Raw genomic sequence first — 16,317 nt, 5'->3', positions numbered from 1 at the left:
TTTCCTTGAAACGGATCACAGCGATAAAAGTTGGGACAGCAGCAGGACGAACAGCAGGCCGAAGACACCGACGAGCGTTTCCATCAGCGTCCATGAGCGGAACGTGTCCTGCAATGACAGGCCAAAATATTCCTTGAACATCCAGAAGCCGGAGTCGTTGACGTGGCTGCACATCAGGCTTCCGGCGCCGATGGCCAGCACCATCAGGTTCGGGTCGACGCCCGAACTCTGGACAAGCGGGGCGACGATACCGCCGGCCGTCACGCCGGCCACGGTGGCAGAACCAAGACAGATGCGGATCACGGTCGCCACCAGCCAGCCCAGCACCAGCGGAGACACCGGCAAGCCCGAGAGCAGCGCGCCAAGATCGGCGCTGACGCCCGATTCAACCAGCACCTGCTTGAGCGCGCCGGCGCCGGCGATGATCAGGAGGATCGGCGCGATCTCGCGCATCGCCTCGGCCGGGCCCTGCATCACGGTGACGAACGAGCGGCCCTGCGCCAGGCCGAGCGAGACGATCGCCACCGCATACGACACGAGCATCACGACCAGCGGATTGGCAAAGAACGCCAGCACGCCATTGAGGTCAGGCCGCGCCATCGTCAACAGCGTCGTCGCGCCCAGCAGCACCACCGGCAGCAGCGCGGTGGCGAAGCTGTTGAACGCGCCGGGTAGCTGCGCAATCGGCGCCTGCTGGCTCTCCTGGAAGATGGCGGCCGGCTTGGCCTGAATGCGCGTGAGCGTCATGGCGAACACCGGCCCTGCGATGATCAGGGTCGGCACCGCCACCAGGATCCCGTACAGCAGAGTGGTGCCCATGTCGGCGTGGATCGCGGCCACCAGCGCTACCGGCGATGGGTGTGGCGGCAGGAAGCCGTGCGCGATCGACAGGCCCGCCAGCAGCGGAATTGCGAGCGCCACGGCGGGACGTCCCGAACTGTAGACGAGCGAGAAGATCAGCGGCACCAGCAGCACGAAGCCGACGTTGTAGTACAGCGGGATGCCAACCACGAAGCCGGTGATCGTCAATGCGATGGGCAGCCGGCGCGGCCCCAGCGCATCGACCAGACAGGTGGCGATGCGGCGCGCCGCGCCGCTGTCGGCGATCAGTTTGCCGAACACGGCGCCCAGGCAGATGATCACCACCAGGGAGCCAAGCAGGTCGCCGATGCCTTTTTCGATGGCGCCGGGGATGCGCGCCAGCGGCACCCCCAGCAGCAGCGCCGCCAGCAGCGACGCTGCCACGAAGGCCAGCAGCGGCTGGACCTTGCCCCACGCGATCAAGAGCGTGAGCAGGCCCACCGCCAGCAGTACCGAGACGATATCGAGCATGCCGTCGGCCGGTCAGAAGCCGTAGCGCAGGCCGGCCCGGTACGTGCGCCCGACCACGTCATACAGCGCGGGGTTGATGCCGTAGCTGGCATTGGTCTGCGGCGCCGGTTCCGGGTCCTTGTCGGCCAGGTTGTCGATCTTGAAGTACAGCTGCAACTGCTTGGACACGTTGTAGCTGCCGCCGAGATCGAAGTAGGTCGCGCCCTTCATCCGGTTGTTGTAGATGGTCGGGTGGATCAGCGTCGACACCGGGCAACCGGTCTGGCACTCGATGAAGTCGTTGCGGTAGGTGCCGTCGCTGACCCAGCGCTCGGTCAGCGTCAGACTGAGCTTGTCGTGCTCCCAGCTTTGCTGCGCCAGCACTTTCCACTTCGGCGTGTTGCTCATGTTCGAGCCGGCTGCGTCCACCGGGATCGTGCCGACCACGCCCGTATCGGTGATGAAGTGCAGGTTGCGCGTGCCCAGCGCGCGGAACGTGAAGCGCCCCGGCAGGTTCACTCGTTCGAGTCCTGTTCTGTACGAGGTCTCGATATCGAAGCCCTTCGTCTGCAGCGAAGCGAGGTTGAAGTTCTGCAGCGTGACGTAGTTGTTGCCCGGGCTGTTGAGCACCATCGCCGCGCAGATTTCCTGGTTGCCGGCCACGCACAGGTCGACTTCCTGCTGGATTGTCAGCGCCGCGATCACGCCCTTGACCTTGATGTCGAAGTAGTCGAGCGACACTGAAAAGCCCGGCGCCCACGTTGGCTGGCTCAGGACAATGCCGAACGAGTTGTTGCGGGCGATCTCGGGCCGCAGCGCCGTGTTGCCGACGGTGCGTTCCTGCACGCTGATCGTGTTGCCCTGGTACTGAACGACGTTGTTGACGACGACCGGCGCGGCATACAGCTCGCTCAGGTTCGGCGCGCGCACGTCTTTCGACGTCACGCCGCGCAGGCGCAGGCCATCGACCGGTGTTTGCCAGGTCGCGCCCATCTTCCAGCTGCCCACGCTGCCGGCGGTGCTGTACTTGGTTTCGCGGTCGGCCAGGTTCAGGTTCGCTTCGCCCCAGGTGGCCGATTTCAGCAGCGGGATGTTCAGCTCCACGTAGGCTTCGCGGACGTTGTAGCTGCCCTCGCCGTTGTGGAAGTTACCGGCGTACCAGTTGTTGCCGACCGTGGTATCGAGCAGCGGGTCGACGGGATACATGGCGTTGTTCGGCGAAGCAGGCGACACGCCGTTGCCGTAGGCGTCGCCGCGTACGCGGTATTTCTCGCGCCGGTATTCGGCGCCCGTGGCCACCGACACCGGACCGGCCCAGCCCTCGAACAATTCGCCATTGATATTGAAGCTGCCGACGTCCTGGCTTTGCGTGGTGCGCTGACGCGGGCCGTTCTCGGGCGCGATATAGGCCCAGGCAGCCGGATCGACGGGGTTGTTGCCGATAATATTGAGCGGCACACAGCCCGACGCGGCGGCTACCGGATTGCGGCACACGATCTGTCCGTTCGGCGCCCGCACGGCGTCGATCGCGGCGTTGTAGCGGCGGTTGATCGTCATGTTGTTCGCATCGAGATTGGTCTTGTTCTCGCCATGCGTGACATACGCGTCGTACGCCCACGACTTGCCGAACAGGTCGAACCGGCCCTCGGCGCCGATGACGAAGCGGCGCTGGGTGCGGGTCGGCTGCACGTCGATGTTGTCGGGGAAGATCGCGTTCGCCGTGCCGTACTGGAAGCTGGTGATGTTGTTCTGCGCGCAGGCGGCCAGGATCGAGGCCGGCAGGAACGGGTTCGAGCACTGGACGGTCAGGTTGGCGTTCTTGGCTGCGCCCGGGTTGGGCGAGAAGCGCGAAGCCACCTGACCGTAGTTGGCGGTGAAGTAGACCTGGTTGTCGGCATCGAGGTCGTACGAGACGCGGGTGTAGGCCACCTGGCGCTTGAAGTTCATGGCCAGGTTGGTGCCCGAGCCCACGCTGCCGCTCAAGTCGCCGCCGATGCAGAACGGATTGACGCAATTGGTAACGGCGCCCGTGCCGGTGGGCCGGCCATTGGAGCCATACTGGAACTGGTACGGCACGCCGCCATCGCCGAATGCGGTGCCCTGCAGCGGGCCGTTCGTGATCAGGCCGTATTTCGAATACTGGTACTGCTGCGCGTTCGAGATCACGCGATATTGCGGCAAGCCGTCACCGGTCTGGTTCAGGGGCCGTACCGAATAGGCCGGGTTCTGGTACCAGGTGCGCCCGTTCGGGCCCACGCCGCCGATGCCGGGCGATTCGATCCCGTTTTCTTTCGTGAATTCGCCGCTGGCCGTCACGTGCAGCCGGTTGTCGAGGAACGCCCGGCCCCAGGCTGCCTGCACCGTGGCGCCGCGGTCGTCGTCGTATTTGGTCTGGCCTACCTGGACGTTCGACTTGAAGCCGGTGAAGGTTTTATCGGTGACGAAGTTGACCACGCCACCGACCGCATCCGAGCCGTACGACGCCGAGGCGCCGCCGGTGACCACGTCGACGCGCTTGACCAGCAGTTGCGGGAACTGGCTCACATCGGTCACGCCCGTGACGTTGGCGCCGACGACGCGCTGGCCATCGAGCAGCGTCAGGGTCCGGATCGTGCCCAGGCCGCGCAGGCTCAGGGAGCTCAGGCCCTGGATGCCACTGCTGGTGCTGTTGGTGCTGGTCGTGCGACCCGTACTGCCCTGCAGCGCCGGCAGTTCGGTCAGCGTGTTGAACAGGTTCGGCTTGGCCGCCTTTTCAAGGTCGGCGGCGCTCAGGCTCGTGGTGGGCGTCGGCTGGGAGAAGCCGCGCGCAGCGATGCGCGAGCCCGAGATGCGCACCACGGACGTGGAGGCCGGTTCTGCCGCTGCCGCTGTCGCTGGGCCAGCCAGGCTGGCATCCGGCGCGGTAGCCTCGGGTGTGGTGTCGATGGCAGGCTCGGTTTGCGCCTGCTGGGCGTGGGCGGCGGCGCCGACCATCCAGCAGGCGCTGGCCACGGCCAGGCTGATGAGAGTGCGTTGAACGGGTGTGCGCATGATGGTTGTCTCCTCGATGCTCGTTGGATGAAAGCGCGCCGCCTCTATGGGTGGGTGGCTGCGCCTGCTGGCAAATGGGTAAGGGCTGCGCTGATCAGGTGCTGGCCGTGATGCGTTCCACCAGCGCCTGCGGCACCAGCGTGATGTCGAGAGTCAGGCCGGCTTCGTCCGGCTGCAGCGGCTCGAGAATCCGCAACTGGCTCTCCAGCAGCGACGGCGGCATGTAGTGGCCGGGGCGGAATGTCATGCGCGTGGCGATCAGCTCGCGCGGTCCGGCCAGATGGACGAAGCGCAACGCCGGATCGGCGTCGCGTAGCAGGTCGCGGTAGCGCCGCTTCAACGACGAGCAGGACAGCACCAGGCCGTGGCCCTGTTCACGCGCGGCGCGGATTTCGCCGGCCAGGCTGGCCAGCCAGCCGGCGCGGTCATCATCGTCGAGCGGGATGCCGGCGCTCATCTTGCTGACGTTGGCGGGCGGGTGATAGGCATCGCCTTCGAGGAACGGGACGCCGTCATGGGCGGCCAGCATGGCCCCCACGGTGCTCTTGCCCGATCCGCTGACACCCATGACGACCCAGCGCAGGGCGGGGGATGTGCTGCTTGCCGACATCATTTCTCCTCGATTCGTTAGCGCTAACATCACGCTTTTTTTTAGTGTTGTCGAGCTTATGAAATTTGTAAACCAGATATCGATGTTGCAACGCAATGCAATCTTGCGGCGTGGCGCCGGTGTCTCGCAGGAAATTTCGAAGTTGCGCAGGGCCGCTGACTCGAAGCGCGACGGCGTGACTTGATAGCGCTATCATTGCTGCGATGCGCCAACGTCATGACAGGAGTGTTGTATTTACTCTACGGAAGAGGTAAGCCGGGGCGCAGATCGGCCCCGGCCCGTGACTTATTCTTCGTCGACGATCGAGTAGACGTCGCCGGCGGTGGCGCCGGCATCGGGCCTGCGGGCCCGCAGGTCGCGGTAGACGGCGGCGCGCATGATCATCATCGACACCACGGGCGCCGTGAGCAGGATGAATAGCGTGATGATCACTTCATGCACGACGGGCCGCGATTGCGCGACCGTGAAGTACAGCATGGAGGCCAGCAGCAGGCTGCCGGCGCCGATCGTGACCGTGATGGCCGGGCCGTGGATGCGCTGGTAGAAGGTGCGCAGGCGCAGCAGGCCCAGAGCGCCGATCAGCACGATGCTCGCGCCAACGATCAGCAGCAGCGAGACGACGAGGGCAGCCCAGTCGGGCAAGTGTTCGATGCCATTCATTCGATGATCTCCCCGCGCATCAGGAACTTGGCGATCGCGATGGTCGAGACAAAGCCGACCAGCACGATGAGCATCGCCACCTCAAAATAGATTTGCGTGCCAAAGCGGATACCCAGCACCAGCGCGAGCAGCATGCCGCACATCCACAGGGTATCGAGCGCCAGCACGCGGTCGTGGGCCGAGGGCCCGATCAGCAGGCGTATGGCGCACAGCAGCATTGCCGCCATGGCGCACACAAGGGCGTAGCCGATCGACAGTTCAAGCAGGGTCGCCATGGGGGCCTTTCTTCTCGAAGATTTCAATCAGGGGTTGCTCGTAGCGGGTCTGGATGGTGTCGATCCACCAGGCCGCATCGTGCAGGTCGAACACGTGCAGAACCAGCTCATGGTTTTCGGGCTGGATCTCGGTCCATACCGTGCCCGGCGTCATGTTGATCAGGCACGATAGCGCGGCCAGGCCGTACTCGTCGCGCATCGTCAGCGGCACCCGGATGAACTCCGATTTCAGGTTGGCGTAATCGGCAAACAGGATCACGCGGCTGACGTTGAAGCACGAGCGCACGACCTCGACCGAGGCAAAGCCGAGCAGGCGCAGCGCCACGACGGGTGCGCGCATGCGCGGGTAGCCGAGCGGGTTGAGGTGCCGCGTCAGGATCGGCGCGGCGATGCCAAGCAGGGCGCCGAGCAGGACGTGGCCCGGGTAGAACGTCTGGTTCAGCAGCAGCCACAGGCCGCACAGCAGGAGCGAGACGACGGGGTGGGGGAGCCAGCGCTTCATGGCGCCTCCGGTGTCAGGTTGATGGTGGGGGCGGGCGACGAGGCTGGCCCGGGCAGGCTCGGTTCGGACAGCACGCGGCCGATATAGGTTGCCGGGCGATGGATCGCGTCGCTGGCACGTGCCAGGTAGCCGAACAGCGCATTGGCCTGGATCGTCATCCCGATCGCCAGTCCCAGCAAGAAGATAATCGGCATCACTTCGGTACGGTGCAGCTTGGGCGGCACCAGCACGCCGCTGGCCCAGAACGTGCGCACACCGAAGCGCATCATCGAGATCACGGCGATCAGGCCTGACAGCACGATCAGCGCGATCAGCACCCAGCCGGCGGTCGGGATCGTCGTCGGCCCCGTCATGACGCCATTCGCGGCTGTGGCCACGACCTGCGGATGGAGCACCGCATGGAACATGCCGAACTTGGCGATGAAGCCCGGCAGCGGTGGCAGTCCGGCGATCATCAGCGCGCAGGCGGCAAAGGCCAGCGACAGGAACGCCATCACGGCCGGCACGCCGCGCCCGACCGGTTCGGCCGGTGCGTCTTCGACCGCGTAGGCTTCCATGGTCAGCGCCAGCATCGCCGAGCGCGGCGTGCGGATACGGTCGATCAGCTCGATCAACAGCAGGAACGCGGCCACCGCCAGCGTCGAGCCGATCAGGTAGTAGATACCTGCGGTGACGAGGTTCGGCTGGCCGTAGCCGATCACTGCCAGCAGCGTGCCGGACGAGATGATTGCGGCATAACCGGCCATGCGCCCGGCCGTGTCGGTCGAGAGCATGCCGGCGGCGCCGAACACGATGGTGGCCATGCCGCCATACAGCAGCGCATCCTTGCCGAAGCCGGCAGCAGCGCCGGCGTCGTCCGAGAAAATCAGCAGCCACAGGCGCAGCACCACATACGCGCCGACCTTGGTCATCAGCACCAGCATGGCCGCCACCGGCGGCGATGCAGCAGCGTAGGTGGTCGGCAGCCAGAACCCCAGCGGCCACATCGCGCTCTTGGTCAGGAAGGTCAGCGCCATCAGCGTGGCACCAATCTTGAACAGCGCCAGATCGTCGCCCGCCAGCAGCGGCACGCGGCCCGCCACATCGGCCATGTTCAGCGTGCCGGTGGTCGCGTAGATCAGCGCCAGGCCGAGCAGGAACAGCAGCGCGGCAGCCAGGTTGATCGCGATGTACTGCATGCTGGCGCGGATGCGCTCGGCGTTATACCCGTGCAGCACCAGGCCGTACGAGGCGGCCAGCATCACTTCGAAGAACACGAACAGGTTGAACAGGTCGTGTGTCAGGAAGGCGCCGTTGATGCCCATCAGCAAGAACTGGAACAGCGTGTGGAAGTGCACGCCGATCCGGCCCCAGCGCTGCTTGGTGAAGTGCAGTGAGGCCAGGCCAAGCAGGGCAGTGAGCAGCAGCATGATGCTGCTGAGGCGATCGGCCAGCAGCGCGATGCCGAACGGCGCACTCCAGTTGCCGGCCAGGTAGATGCCCATGCCGTCTTGCCAGGCGCCGCCGTCGGTCATGTGGACCAGCGCCAGCGCGTTGGCCACCAGGCCCAGGATCGACGCGTAGCTGAGCCAGAACTTCAGGCGGTGCCAGCCCTGCGTGAGCGGGGCCAGCGCGGCGCCGACCAGCAGCGGCAGTATTACCGGCACCAGGATCAGGTGCTGGGTCCAGTGCAGACTCATAGATCGGGCTCCTTGCCGTCAACGTGGTCGGTGCCGGTCAGGCCGCGCGAACCGATCATCACCACCAGGTACAGGGCGGTGGTGGCAAAGCCGATCACGATCGCGGTCAGCACCAGCGCCTGTGGCAGCGGGTCGGCCAGGATGGCCGGATTGGCCAGGGTGCCGGCCGGGGTGAGCGGCGGCGCGTCGATCCACAGGCGTCCCATCGCGAAGATGAACAGGTTGACGGCGTACGACATCAGCATCAGGCCGCACAGCACCTGGAAGCTGCGCGGACGCAGGACAAGCCAGATGCCGGAGGCGAACACGATGCCGATGGCAAGCGAAAGAACAAGCTCCATCAGAGGATCTCCTTGGCAGGTGGAATGGTGACCCGCGTGGCGTCGGCCGCCAGGCGGTGGCTGCGCAGCGACTGGTGGGCCAGCGCGACGAGCGTGAGCATGGTCGACCCGACGACGACCAGGAACACGCCCAGGTCGAACATGAACGCGCTTGGCACGTGCAGTTCGCCTAGCACGGGCAGGTCGAGGTGGGCGGTGTGGCTGGTCAGGAACGGGTAGCCGAGGAACCAGGCGCCGATGCCGGTGAAGCAGGCGCAGAACAGACCCCACGAAATCCAGCGGTGCGGACGCAGGCGCAGGTGCGATTCGACCCAGTCGGTGCCGGCGACCATGTACTGCACGATCAGCGCAGTGGCAAAAATCAGGCCGGCGACGAAGCCGCCACCGGGCAGGTTGTGGCCTCGCATGAAGAAGTAGGCCGCCATCACGCCCATCACCGGCAGCAGCAGGCGCAGATAGATGGCCGGGATCATCAGGTAGCCGCTGCGCGCCTGCGCGGCCGGCGCCTGGTCCTTGGTCGGATCGACGTCGCTGGCCTGCTGCACGGGAATCGCGATCGATTCGGTCGCCGGGCGGAAGCGGCGCAGCAGTGCGTACACGGTCAGCGCCACGGCCGACAGCACGGTTACTTCGCCCAGCGTATCGAAACCGCGGAAGTCGACCAGCAGCACGTTCACCACGTTCGAGCCGCCGCCTTCGGTCAGGGCGCGCAGCACGAAGAATTCACCGATCGACGGCGGCGGGCTGCGCATCAGCACCGCGTAGCTGGCCGCGGCGATGCCCAGGCCGCCGCCGACGGCGATCAGGCTGTCGCGCGAGCGCCGGAACCAGGTGCTTGGCGGCGCCTTCGTGAGCTTGAGTACCTTCGGCACGAGACGCGGCGGCAGCCAGCGCAGGCCAAGCAGGATCAGCACCGTGGTCACGGTTTCGACCATCAGCTGGGTCAGCGCCAGATCGGGCGCCGACAGCCATACGAAGGTGATTGCGGTGACGATGCCGGTGCCGCCGACCATGCTCAGCGCCGCCAGACGGTGGTACTTGGCCTTGTAGGCCGCGCCGGCGGCGCAGGCGGCGCCGATCAGCCACAGCACGGCGAACAGCGGTTCGATATTCAGCAGGTTCACCGCTGGCAGGCTGAACCAGGGATCGACCAGCAGCAGCGGCACCACGATCATGAACGACATCAGGACCAGCAGCTGCGGCTGCAGGCGCCGGGTGCCGGTCAGGCGAATGATCCAGGTCGCGCCCAGCGACAGCGCCAGCATCGTGCTCTCGTAGGCTTGCGCGCCTTTCAGGCGGTGCAGCACCGGCACCCGCGTGCGTTCACGCAGATCGTGACGGCGCAGCAGCACCCAGTACAGCAGGGCGCCCAGTACCAGCGCCGCGCCGCTCATCCCGAGGGCCAGGTTGAAGCCGTGCCAGATCGCCAGGTCGTAGGCCGGCATGGCCGCGCCCAGCACAGAGCTCGAGGCCACGGCCAGGATGTCGCCCACCACGCGCTCGGGCATCACGCCCACGGCGATGCACAGCACCACCAGGCATTCGACCGGGAAGCGCATCCAGCGTACCGGCTCGTGCGGTTCCTGCGGCAGGTCCTTGGCCAGCTGGCCGAAGAACACGCTGATGAAGCGCAGCGAATACGCCACGCTGAAGATGCCCATCGCCACGGCCGCATACGACATCTTCCAGTCTTCGGTGCCGCCCACATGCGCGGTTTCGGCAAAGAACATCTCTTTCGACAGGAAGCCGTTCAGCAGTGGTACACCGGCCATCGAGGCCGATGCGACGATCGCCAGCGCAGCGGTGACGGGCATTGCACGGCGCAGCCCGCGCAGCACGCGCATGTCGCGGGTGCCGGTTTCGTGGTCGATGATGCCCACAGCCATGAACAGCGACGCCTTGAAGATCGCGTGGTTCATCACGTGGAAGATCGCCGCCACCACCGACAGCGGCGAGCCGATGCCCAGCAACACCGTGATCAGACCCAGGTGGCTGATGGTCGAATAGGCGAGCAGCCCTTTCATGTCGTTCTGGAAGATCGCGAAGAAGGAGCCCAGCAGCAGCGTGATGACGCCGGCTCCGCCGATCAGCCAGGTCCATTCGGGCGTGCCGCCCAGCGCCGGCCACAGGCGGATCAGCAGGAACACGCCGGCCTTGACCATCGTGGCCGAGTGCAGGTAGGCCGAGACGGGCGTCGGCGCAGCCATCGCATGGGGCAGCCAGAAGTGGAACGGGAACTGCGCGCTCTTGGTCAGCGCGCCCAGCGCCACCAGGATCAGGGCCGGCAGGTACAGCGAATGGGCGCGGATCTGGTCGCCGGCGGCGAGCACCGCATCGAGCTCGTAGCTGCCGACGATGTGGCCCAGGATCAGTACGCCGGTAAGCAGGCACAGGCCGCCGGCGGTGGTGACGGTGAACGCCATGCGCGCGCCGCGGCGGGCGTCGTTGCTGTCCTGCCAGTAGCCGATCAACAGGAAGGACGTAAGGCTGGTGAGTTCCCAGAACACCACCAGCTGGATCAGGTTGCCGGACAGGACCACGCCCATCATCGAGCCCATGAACGCCAGCATGTAGGCGTAGAAGCGCGCCACCGGATCTTTCTTGGACATGTAGTAGCGCGCGTACAGGATCACCAGCAGGCCAATGCCCAGCACCATGATCGAGAACAGCCAGGCCAGGCCATCCATGCGCACGATGAAGTCCAGGCCGAACAGCGGCAGCCACTCATAGCGCTCCAATACCACCTGGCCGGCGCCGAGTTCGTCGAATTTGGAGATGGCGATGATGAGCGCCGCCAGGGTGAACACGCCGGCGGTAGCGGCGGGCCGGTTGCGCGACGTGTTGGGCAGGCAGGCGGAAATGATGGCGCCCGCGAAGGGGAGAAGGACGAGGAGGATCAGTGGCAGTGAGGTCATCGACATCATCCTTCGGGGCAGTGCGACATGTAACGGCGCGCGCACAGGCGCAGGGCAGGTTGGAACTGGTTCATGGTGTTCTCCGGCGCGCGCAGCCGTGGTGGATGCGCCGCGCCATGGGCAAGCGCCGCCGGCGCCACAAGTGCGTTGCGCAAAGTTGTGGTTACCAGCGGGGGTGATTGTTGGTTGGTTGCGTGCCAGATTGCATCCGGCAGCCTGGCAGAGCAGGCGTGCAGATGGTTGGCAATCAACGATCCGGGGGGCGTAGTTGGGCTGAATTCTGGCATGCGCCGCCTCGTGAAATACTTCTCGGAATGCGACACTCTACCGTAGTTGACGACCTGACTACAACGCGTTTCGTCGTTTATTTCGATTTTACTGCTGATAACTTCGGGTGCAGTGCAGCATGATCCGGCATCAGGCAGTAATATTCAGCGCCGGTTCGGCGGCCTTGTCGACGCCATACGTGGCGCGCACTTCGGCCGTCAGCGCATCCTGTGGATCGGCTTCTTTTGCGGCGGCTGCCTTCGTTTCGGCAGCTGCCTCGCCCTGCTGGCGCAGCTTGGTTTCGTAGGCTGCCTGTTCGTCGTCGCTGACGGTCTTGTCCGAATCGGTGTCGGCTTCGGCGACGTAGTCGTTGGTCGTTGATGCCGTGGTGGACGTGGCCGTCGATGCAGCGGGCGCCGCGCCGCCGGTCGGGGCCGATGCTGTCCCTGCCTCTACCCCTGCCTCTGCGGCTGCCTCGCTCGACGCTTCGCTCCCGGTTGCCGCTGTCGTGTCGCTTTCAGTGCCTGCTTCGTCCACGGCGCGCTGCACGCGCGACGCGTCGGCCTGGGCATTCAACTGGTCGCCCAGGCGCGCGCTGGCGGCCGATTCGGCGCTCTGGGTCGGTGCGCTGGCGGCTGTCTGGTCTTCGGTCGTGGCGACCGGGCCGGGGGTGGCAACCGTCTCATCGGGGGTTTTCCTGGCGGCCGGTGCGTAGGTGGCCTGGGTTGCGGTGCTGCTGCTGATACTGGAAACCATGATGTTTGTCCTGTGGCGAGTCGTATCTCTTTAACGGACTGGTACTGACTGCACAACAGGGTGGCAAATGTAAAGCGGCGTAAAGCTGGCCTCCTGGTAGTCGTCCTGGTTCGACACGCAGGCTGGTAGGATGTCAGGCTCGTCCCGGTCAATCCTGCACGGGCGATGCAAACAACCCATTCCCGGCCACGATGACGTCTCCCTTTACCCGCACGCGGCGCCAGCTCGTGCGACCACTACTGCTGGCGCTGGCGCCGGTCGTGCTGATCATGATCGCCACCGCTGCAGTGCGCGCGGCCTACCCTGGCATCGACCTGACCACCGTGATCTGGCTACTGGTCTGGACCAAGCTGTTCATCGTGACCGTGGTGGTGTGGCGCTTTGCCTGGCAGATGTACCGACAGGAAGTCGCGCGCAGCCTGACCGACGAATAAAGCCGCGCCGTTACGGCGAAGGGGGCGTCAGGTAATCCTTCAGCGCCGCGACCACCAGCGCATGGTCGTCCGGCCCCGGCAGTCCGGACACAGTGACCGTGCCGACCACGCCCTGGCCGCGCACGATGACGGGGAACGCGCCGCCGTGGGCGGCATAGTCGCGCATGTCCAGGCCCGGCAGCGCATCATGGTCGCCCCCGCTCTGGCGCACTTCATTGTGGGTATAGAACGAGCTGTGGCCGGTGCGCCCGACCAGGTTGTTCTTGCGACGGATCCAGTCGGCGTGATCGGGCGAAGCGCCAGGCATCGCCTGTTTGAACAACACGGTGTCGCCACGCGTGACCTGGATCGTGACCGTCTTGCGTTCGCGCTCGGCGCGCGCGACCAGCTGCGCACCGACGGCCCGCGCGGTATCGTCGTCGAAGCGGTCGAATTGCAGTTGCTGTTCTTCGCGCAGCAGCGCGGCAAGCGAAACGGTGGCAGAGTCAGTCATGAGGTGGGGCGTGAGCGCGGACAGCGCCGCCGTGACGTACACCAGCGGCGCGTTCCAGTTGATGGCGACCTCGTTGGCGGCGTAGCTGCATGCGTGGTCGAGATAGGACAGCGCCGGCAGCTTGCTCGGATACGGCGGGCAATCCCTGGCGTCCTGCTGGCCCGGATTGGGGCCGCCGGCCAGCCAGCCTGGCACCGGCGCGGCCACGCCGTCGGCCATCGATGGGCGGTGGTGCGGATGCATCACGTGACGAGCGCCGAAGCCGGTCACGAACGTGTAGCCGGTGGCGTTGCGGCCCAATACATAGTCGAGACTCGACTGCGCCGCCTGCAGATAGGCCGGCGTGCCGTTGATGCGGTAGGCCTGCAGCAGCATCATGCCCTGGTTCAGGATCACCGCATTGCTGCCCCAGACGATGTCTTTTGATGCCAGCGGCACCCGGTAGCCGCCATCGGCATGTTTCGCGAGCTGGCTGGCCAGCACGTCGATGCGGCGTTCGATCAGGGCGCGGTCGATGCCGGGTTTCAGGTGGTTGCGGTGGTGCGCCAGCGACATCCAGCCCAGCGCCGCCACATTGTCCCAGCCCGGCGTGCTCAAGGCGGCGTCACGGCGCATGAACGCCTGCGCATAGTTATTCTGCCCGGTCGCGATGAACAGTTCGGCCGCCGCCCACGCGAATTCGTCGGCCAGCTGCGCGTCGCCGTATTCGCCGGTGACGACATCTTTCGGGTTCTTGAAGACGACGTTCGGATGCGCTTCGGCCCAGCGCCACGCGGCCTGCGCCGCCGTCAGCATGCGCTGCGACAGGCCCGGCCACTTTGCGTCGTACGGCGCCAGCACGCGGCTGGCGGTGGCCATCGTGGCGGCGAAATCGAGCGCCGCCGCCGTGCTCTTGGCCACCACGTAGCGCGGGGTGGTCGATGCCGCGTGCGGCATCACGATCCCGTCGAAGCGCAGGTTGGTGAGCTTGTGGTACACGCCGCCATCGGCCGGGTCCTGCATCGTCAGCAGCCAGTCGAGGTTCCACATTGCCTCGTCGAGGATGTCGGGCACGCCGTTGCCGGATTCGGGAATGCCGATGTCGCGCTTGAAGACTTCCGGGAAGTGCTCGAGCGCGGCCAGCAGCGTGTAGGTCGAGATGCCCGAGTTGACCACATATTTGTTGTAGTCGCCGGCGTCGTACCAGCCCTTGGGACTGGCGATGACCGTGCCTTGCGGGCGCGCTTTTGACGCCGCCGACGCGTGCACCAGCACCTTGTCGTCCGGATGGCCGGCGGGTCGCGCCCACGGGCCGGCAAATTGCGGCGTGAGGGCGAGCGCGCTGCGGTTGAAGTAGAACGCCTTCAGGGCAGCGTCGCCCAGCGCGCGGTAGGCATCCTGGGTGACCGTGAACGGATCGGAGACCAGGCCGCCCACGCGCACGCGGTAGGCGCCGGCCTGCGTCAGTGCACTGAAGTCGGCCACGCGCACGGTCTCGCCCGACGGCGCCCAGCGGCTCGCCGCGCCCAGCGCGCCATCCAGCACGACCTTGCCGTCAGCGTCGACGACCTCGAACCGGTTCGCACGGAGCGCCTGCGGGATGACGGCCAGCTTGTACGATTGCGGCAGGAAGCCCACTGCATTGACCTTGATCTCCGCAGACCCGGCGCCGGCAGCAAGCGTCAGCAGCGCCATGGCGAGCACGGTGCGTTTCATGCCGGCACCGTCTTGCCATCCGTGCCGACGCCCGCTGCCTGCGTGCTGCCGTCATCGTGATAGAACGGCGCGTACCAGGTGGCCACGAACGACGGGATGGTCGCGACCATCACCAGGCCGAAGTAGGCGACGTAGCCCATCATCTCTTGCAGGTGGCCGCTGATGACGCCCGTGACCATCCCGCACAGACCCATGAGGCCAGTGCCGAACGCGTAGTGTGTGGTCGTGTACTTGCCTGGTGCGAGCTGCTGCATCAGGTAGATCATGAAGCCGACCGCGCCGAAACCGAAGAAGAACTTTTCGATGGCCACGCCCAGCGTGATCAGCACCAGGCTCGATGGCGTGTAAATGCTCATGACCAGGAAGGCGACGTTCGGGATGTTGATCGCGCAGCACAGCACGAACAGCGTCGATTTCAGGCCGCGCTTGGCGACATACAGGCCGCCCAGCAGCGAGCCGACCAGCACCGCGGCCAGGCCATAGGTGCCGTAGATCAGGCCCAGCATTTCGTTGGACAGACCCAGGCCCCCTTTCGAGGCCGGGTCGACCATGAAGAACGGGCCGATCTTTTCCAGCAGGCCGACGCTGAAGCGAAACAGAAATGCGAACGCGATCATGCGCCACACACCGCGCTTCTGGAACAGCGTGACGAAGGCGTCGACCAGGATGCGGCCGGCGTCCTTCGCGCTCGATGGCGTATCGGCAGCGCGCGCGCCCTCAGGCATGAAGCGCCAGTGCCACAGCGCCATCAGCAGCGTCAGGCCGCCGACGAGCAGGAAGATGATGCGCCAGGCATCGATCCAGTCCGGGCCGAACACGCCCGGATCATGGCCGAACACGTGGGTGTGCAGGTAGCCGCTCAGGTAGACCATGCCGCCGGCAGCGACGATCGGGCCGATATTCCACGACAGGCTCTGGATGCCGCAGTACAGCGACTGGGCGCGCGCGTCGAGTGACGTGACGTACACGCCGTCGCTGGCGATGTCCTGCGTCGCGCCGATGAACGACAGCGCAAAGAAGATCGCCATCAGGAAGGTCATATAGCCGGGCAGTTCCATCAGCAGCGCCACGCCGGCAAAGCCGGCGCCGATGGCGAGCTGCGAACACAGGACAAAGAACTTCTTGGTGCGGTACATCTCGACGAACGGCGCGAACAGCGGCTTGACCGTATAGGCCAGGATCAACAGGCTCGAATACTGGGCCGCGCGGCCGTTGTCCATGCCCAGATTCTTGAACATGATGGCGGTGACGCTGGTGAGCATCACGTAGCCGAGCGCCATCGTGAAGTAGCCGGTCGGGACCCACAGCAGCGGTGATACGGTTTTGGCAGGGCGCATGATGATCCCGTT

Annotated in this window: 14 protein-coding genes; 1 reads left to right on the top strand and 13 read right to left on the bottom strand. The window is 65.8% G+C overall.

Annotation, left to right across the window (positions count from 1 at the left end):
* Positions 1-15: 15 nt before the first annotated feature.
* The 11 genes from AC56LY_RS18870 to AC56LY_RS18820 form a co-directional block, all read right to left on the bottom strand.
* Complete coding sequence (locus AC56LY_RS18870; RefSeq protein ID WP_499582217.1) at positions 16-1,332, bottom strand: gluconate:H+ symporter; 1,317 nt, start codon at positions 1,330-1,332, stop codon at positions 16-18.
* 12 nt (positions 1,333-1,344) lie between these two features.
* The gene (locus AC56LY_RS18865) at positions 1,345-4,341 is read right to left on the bottom strand and encodes a TonB-dependent receptor domain-containing protein (RefSeq protein ID WP_499582215.1); all 2,997 of its coding nucleotides are present in this window, start codon (positions 4,339-4,341) and stop codon (positions 1,345-1,347) included.
* Between the two features lie 94 nt (positions 4,342-4,435).
* The gene (locus tag AC56LY_RS18860; protein WP_499583446.1) at positions 4,436-4,951 is read right to left on the bottom strand and encodes a gluconokinase; all 516 of its coding nucleotides are present in this window, start codon (positions 4,949-4,951) and stop codon (positions 4,436-4,438) included.
* A gap of 285 nt (positions 4,952-5,236) precedes the next feature.
* Positions 5,237-5,611, bottom strand: a complete 375-nt coding sequence (mnhG, locus tag AC56LY_RS18855) for a monovalent cation/H(+) antiporter subunit G (protein WP_183555196.1) — start codon at positions 5,609-5,611, stop codon at positions 5,237-5,239.
* Positions 5,608-5,886 (bottom strand): K+/H+ antiporter subunit F, encoded by a 279-nt coding sequence (locus tag AC56LY_RS18850; RefSeq protein ID WP_183555197.1) that lies wholly within the window; start codon positions 5,884-5,886, stop codon positions 5,608-5,610. Before AC56LY_RS18850 ends, mnhG begins: the two co-directional genes overlap by 4 nt.
* Positions 5,870-6,388 (bottom strand): Na+/H+ antiporter subunit E, encoded by a 519-nt coding sequence (locus tag AC56LY_RS18845; protein WP_499582213.1) that lies wholly within the window; start codon positions 6,386-6,388, stop codon positions 5,870-5,872. The genes AC56LY_RS18850 and AC56LY_RS18845 overlap by 17 nt, the downstream gene beginning before the upstream one ends.
* Positions 6,385-8,067 (bottom strand): monovalent cation/H+ antiporter subunit D, encoded by a 1,683-nt coding sequence (locus AC56LY_RS18840; RefSeq protein ID WP_499582211.1) that lies wholly within the window; start codon positions 8,065-8,067, stop codon positions 6,385-6,387. Before AC56LY_RS18840 ends, AC56LY_RS18845 begins: the two co-directional genes overlap by 4 nt.
* Positions 8,064-8,408, bottom strand: coding sequence for a Na+/H+ antiporter subunit C (locus AC56LY_RS18835; protein WP_499582210.1), 345 nt, complete (start codon positions 8,406-8,408; stop codon positions 8,064-8,066). Before AC56LY_RS18835 ends, AC56LY_RS18840 begins: the two co-directional genes overlap by 4 nt.
* Positions 8,408-11,323, bottom strand: coding sequence for a monovalent cation/H+ antiporter subunit A (locus tag AC56LY_RS18830; protein ID WP_499582208.1), 2,916 nt, complete (start codon positions 11,321-11,323; stop codon positions 8,408-8,410). Before AC56LY_RS18830 ends, AC56LY_RS18835 begins: the two co-directional genes overlap by 1 nt.
* Positions 11,324-11,328: 5 nt before the next feature.
* Positions 11,329-11,610: a hypothetical protein gene (locus AC56LY_RS18825; protein WP_499582206.1), complete on the bottom strand. Its 282-nt coding sequence runs from the start codon at positions 11,608-11,610 to the stop codon at positions 11,329-11,331.
* 130 nt (positions 11,611-11,740) lie between these two features.
* Positions 11,741-12,346 (bottom strand): hypothetical protein, encoded by a 606-nt coding sequence (locus AC56LY_RS18820; protein WP_499582204.1) that lies wholly within the window; start codon positions 12,344-12,346, stop codon positions 11,741-11,743.
* A 191-nt stretch (positions 12,347-12,537) separates the two neighbouring features.
* Between AC56LY_RS18820 and AC56LY_RS18815 the strand changes: the two genes are divergently transcribed.
* Positions 12,538-12,780 (top strand): hypothetical protein, encoded by a 243-nt coding sequence (locus tag AC56LY_RS18815; RefSeq protein WP_499582202.1) that lies wholly within the window; start codon positions 12,538-12,540, stop codon positions 12,778-12,780.
* Positions 12,781-12,790: 10 nt separating this feature from the next.
* Here the strand turns inward: AC56LY_RS18815 and AC56LY_RS18810 are convergent, their stop codons facing one another.
* Together AC56LY_RS18810 and AC56LY_RS18805 are read right to left on the bottom strand one after the other, a co-directional pair.
* A complete protein-coding gene (locus tag AC56LY_RS18810) occupies positions 12,791-14,968 on the bottom strand; it encodes a heme-degrading domain-containing protein (protein WP_499582201.1) in 2,178 nt (725 codons plus the stop codon).
* Positions 14,965-16,305, bottom strand: a complete 1,341-nt coding sequence (locus AC56LY_RS18805; protein WP_499582199.1) for an MFS transporter — start codon at positions 16,303-16,305, stop codon at positions 14,965-14,967. Before AC56LY_RS18805 ends, AC56LY_RS18810 begins: the two co-directional genes overlap by 4 nt.
* Positions 16,306-16,317 lie beyond the last annotated feature (12 nt).

This window comes from Telluria sp. ZT3P25 (assembly GCF_059685895.1).
The sequence above is the reverse complement of the archived record's forward strand: the minus strand, read 5'-3'. Positions and strand labels throughout refer to the sequence as shown.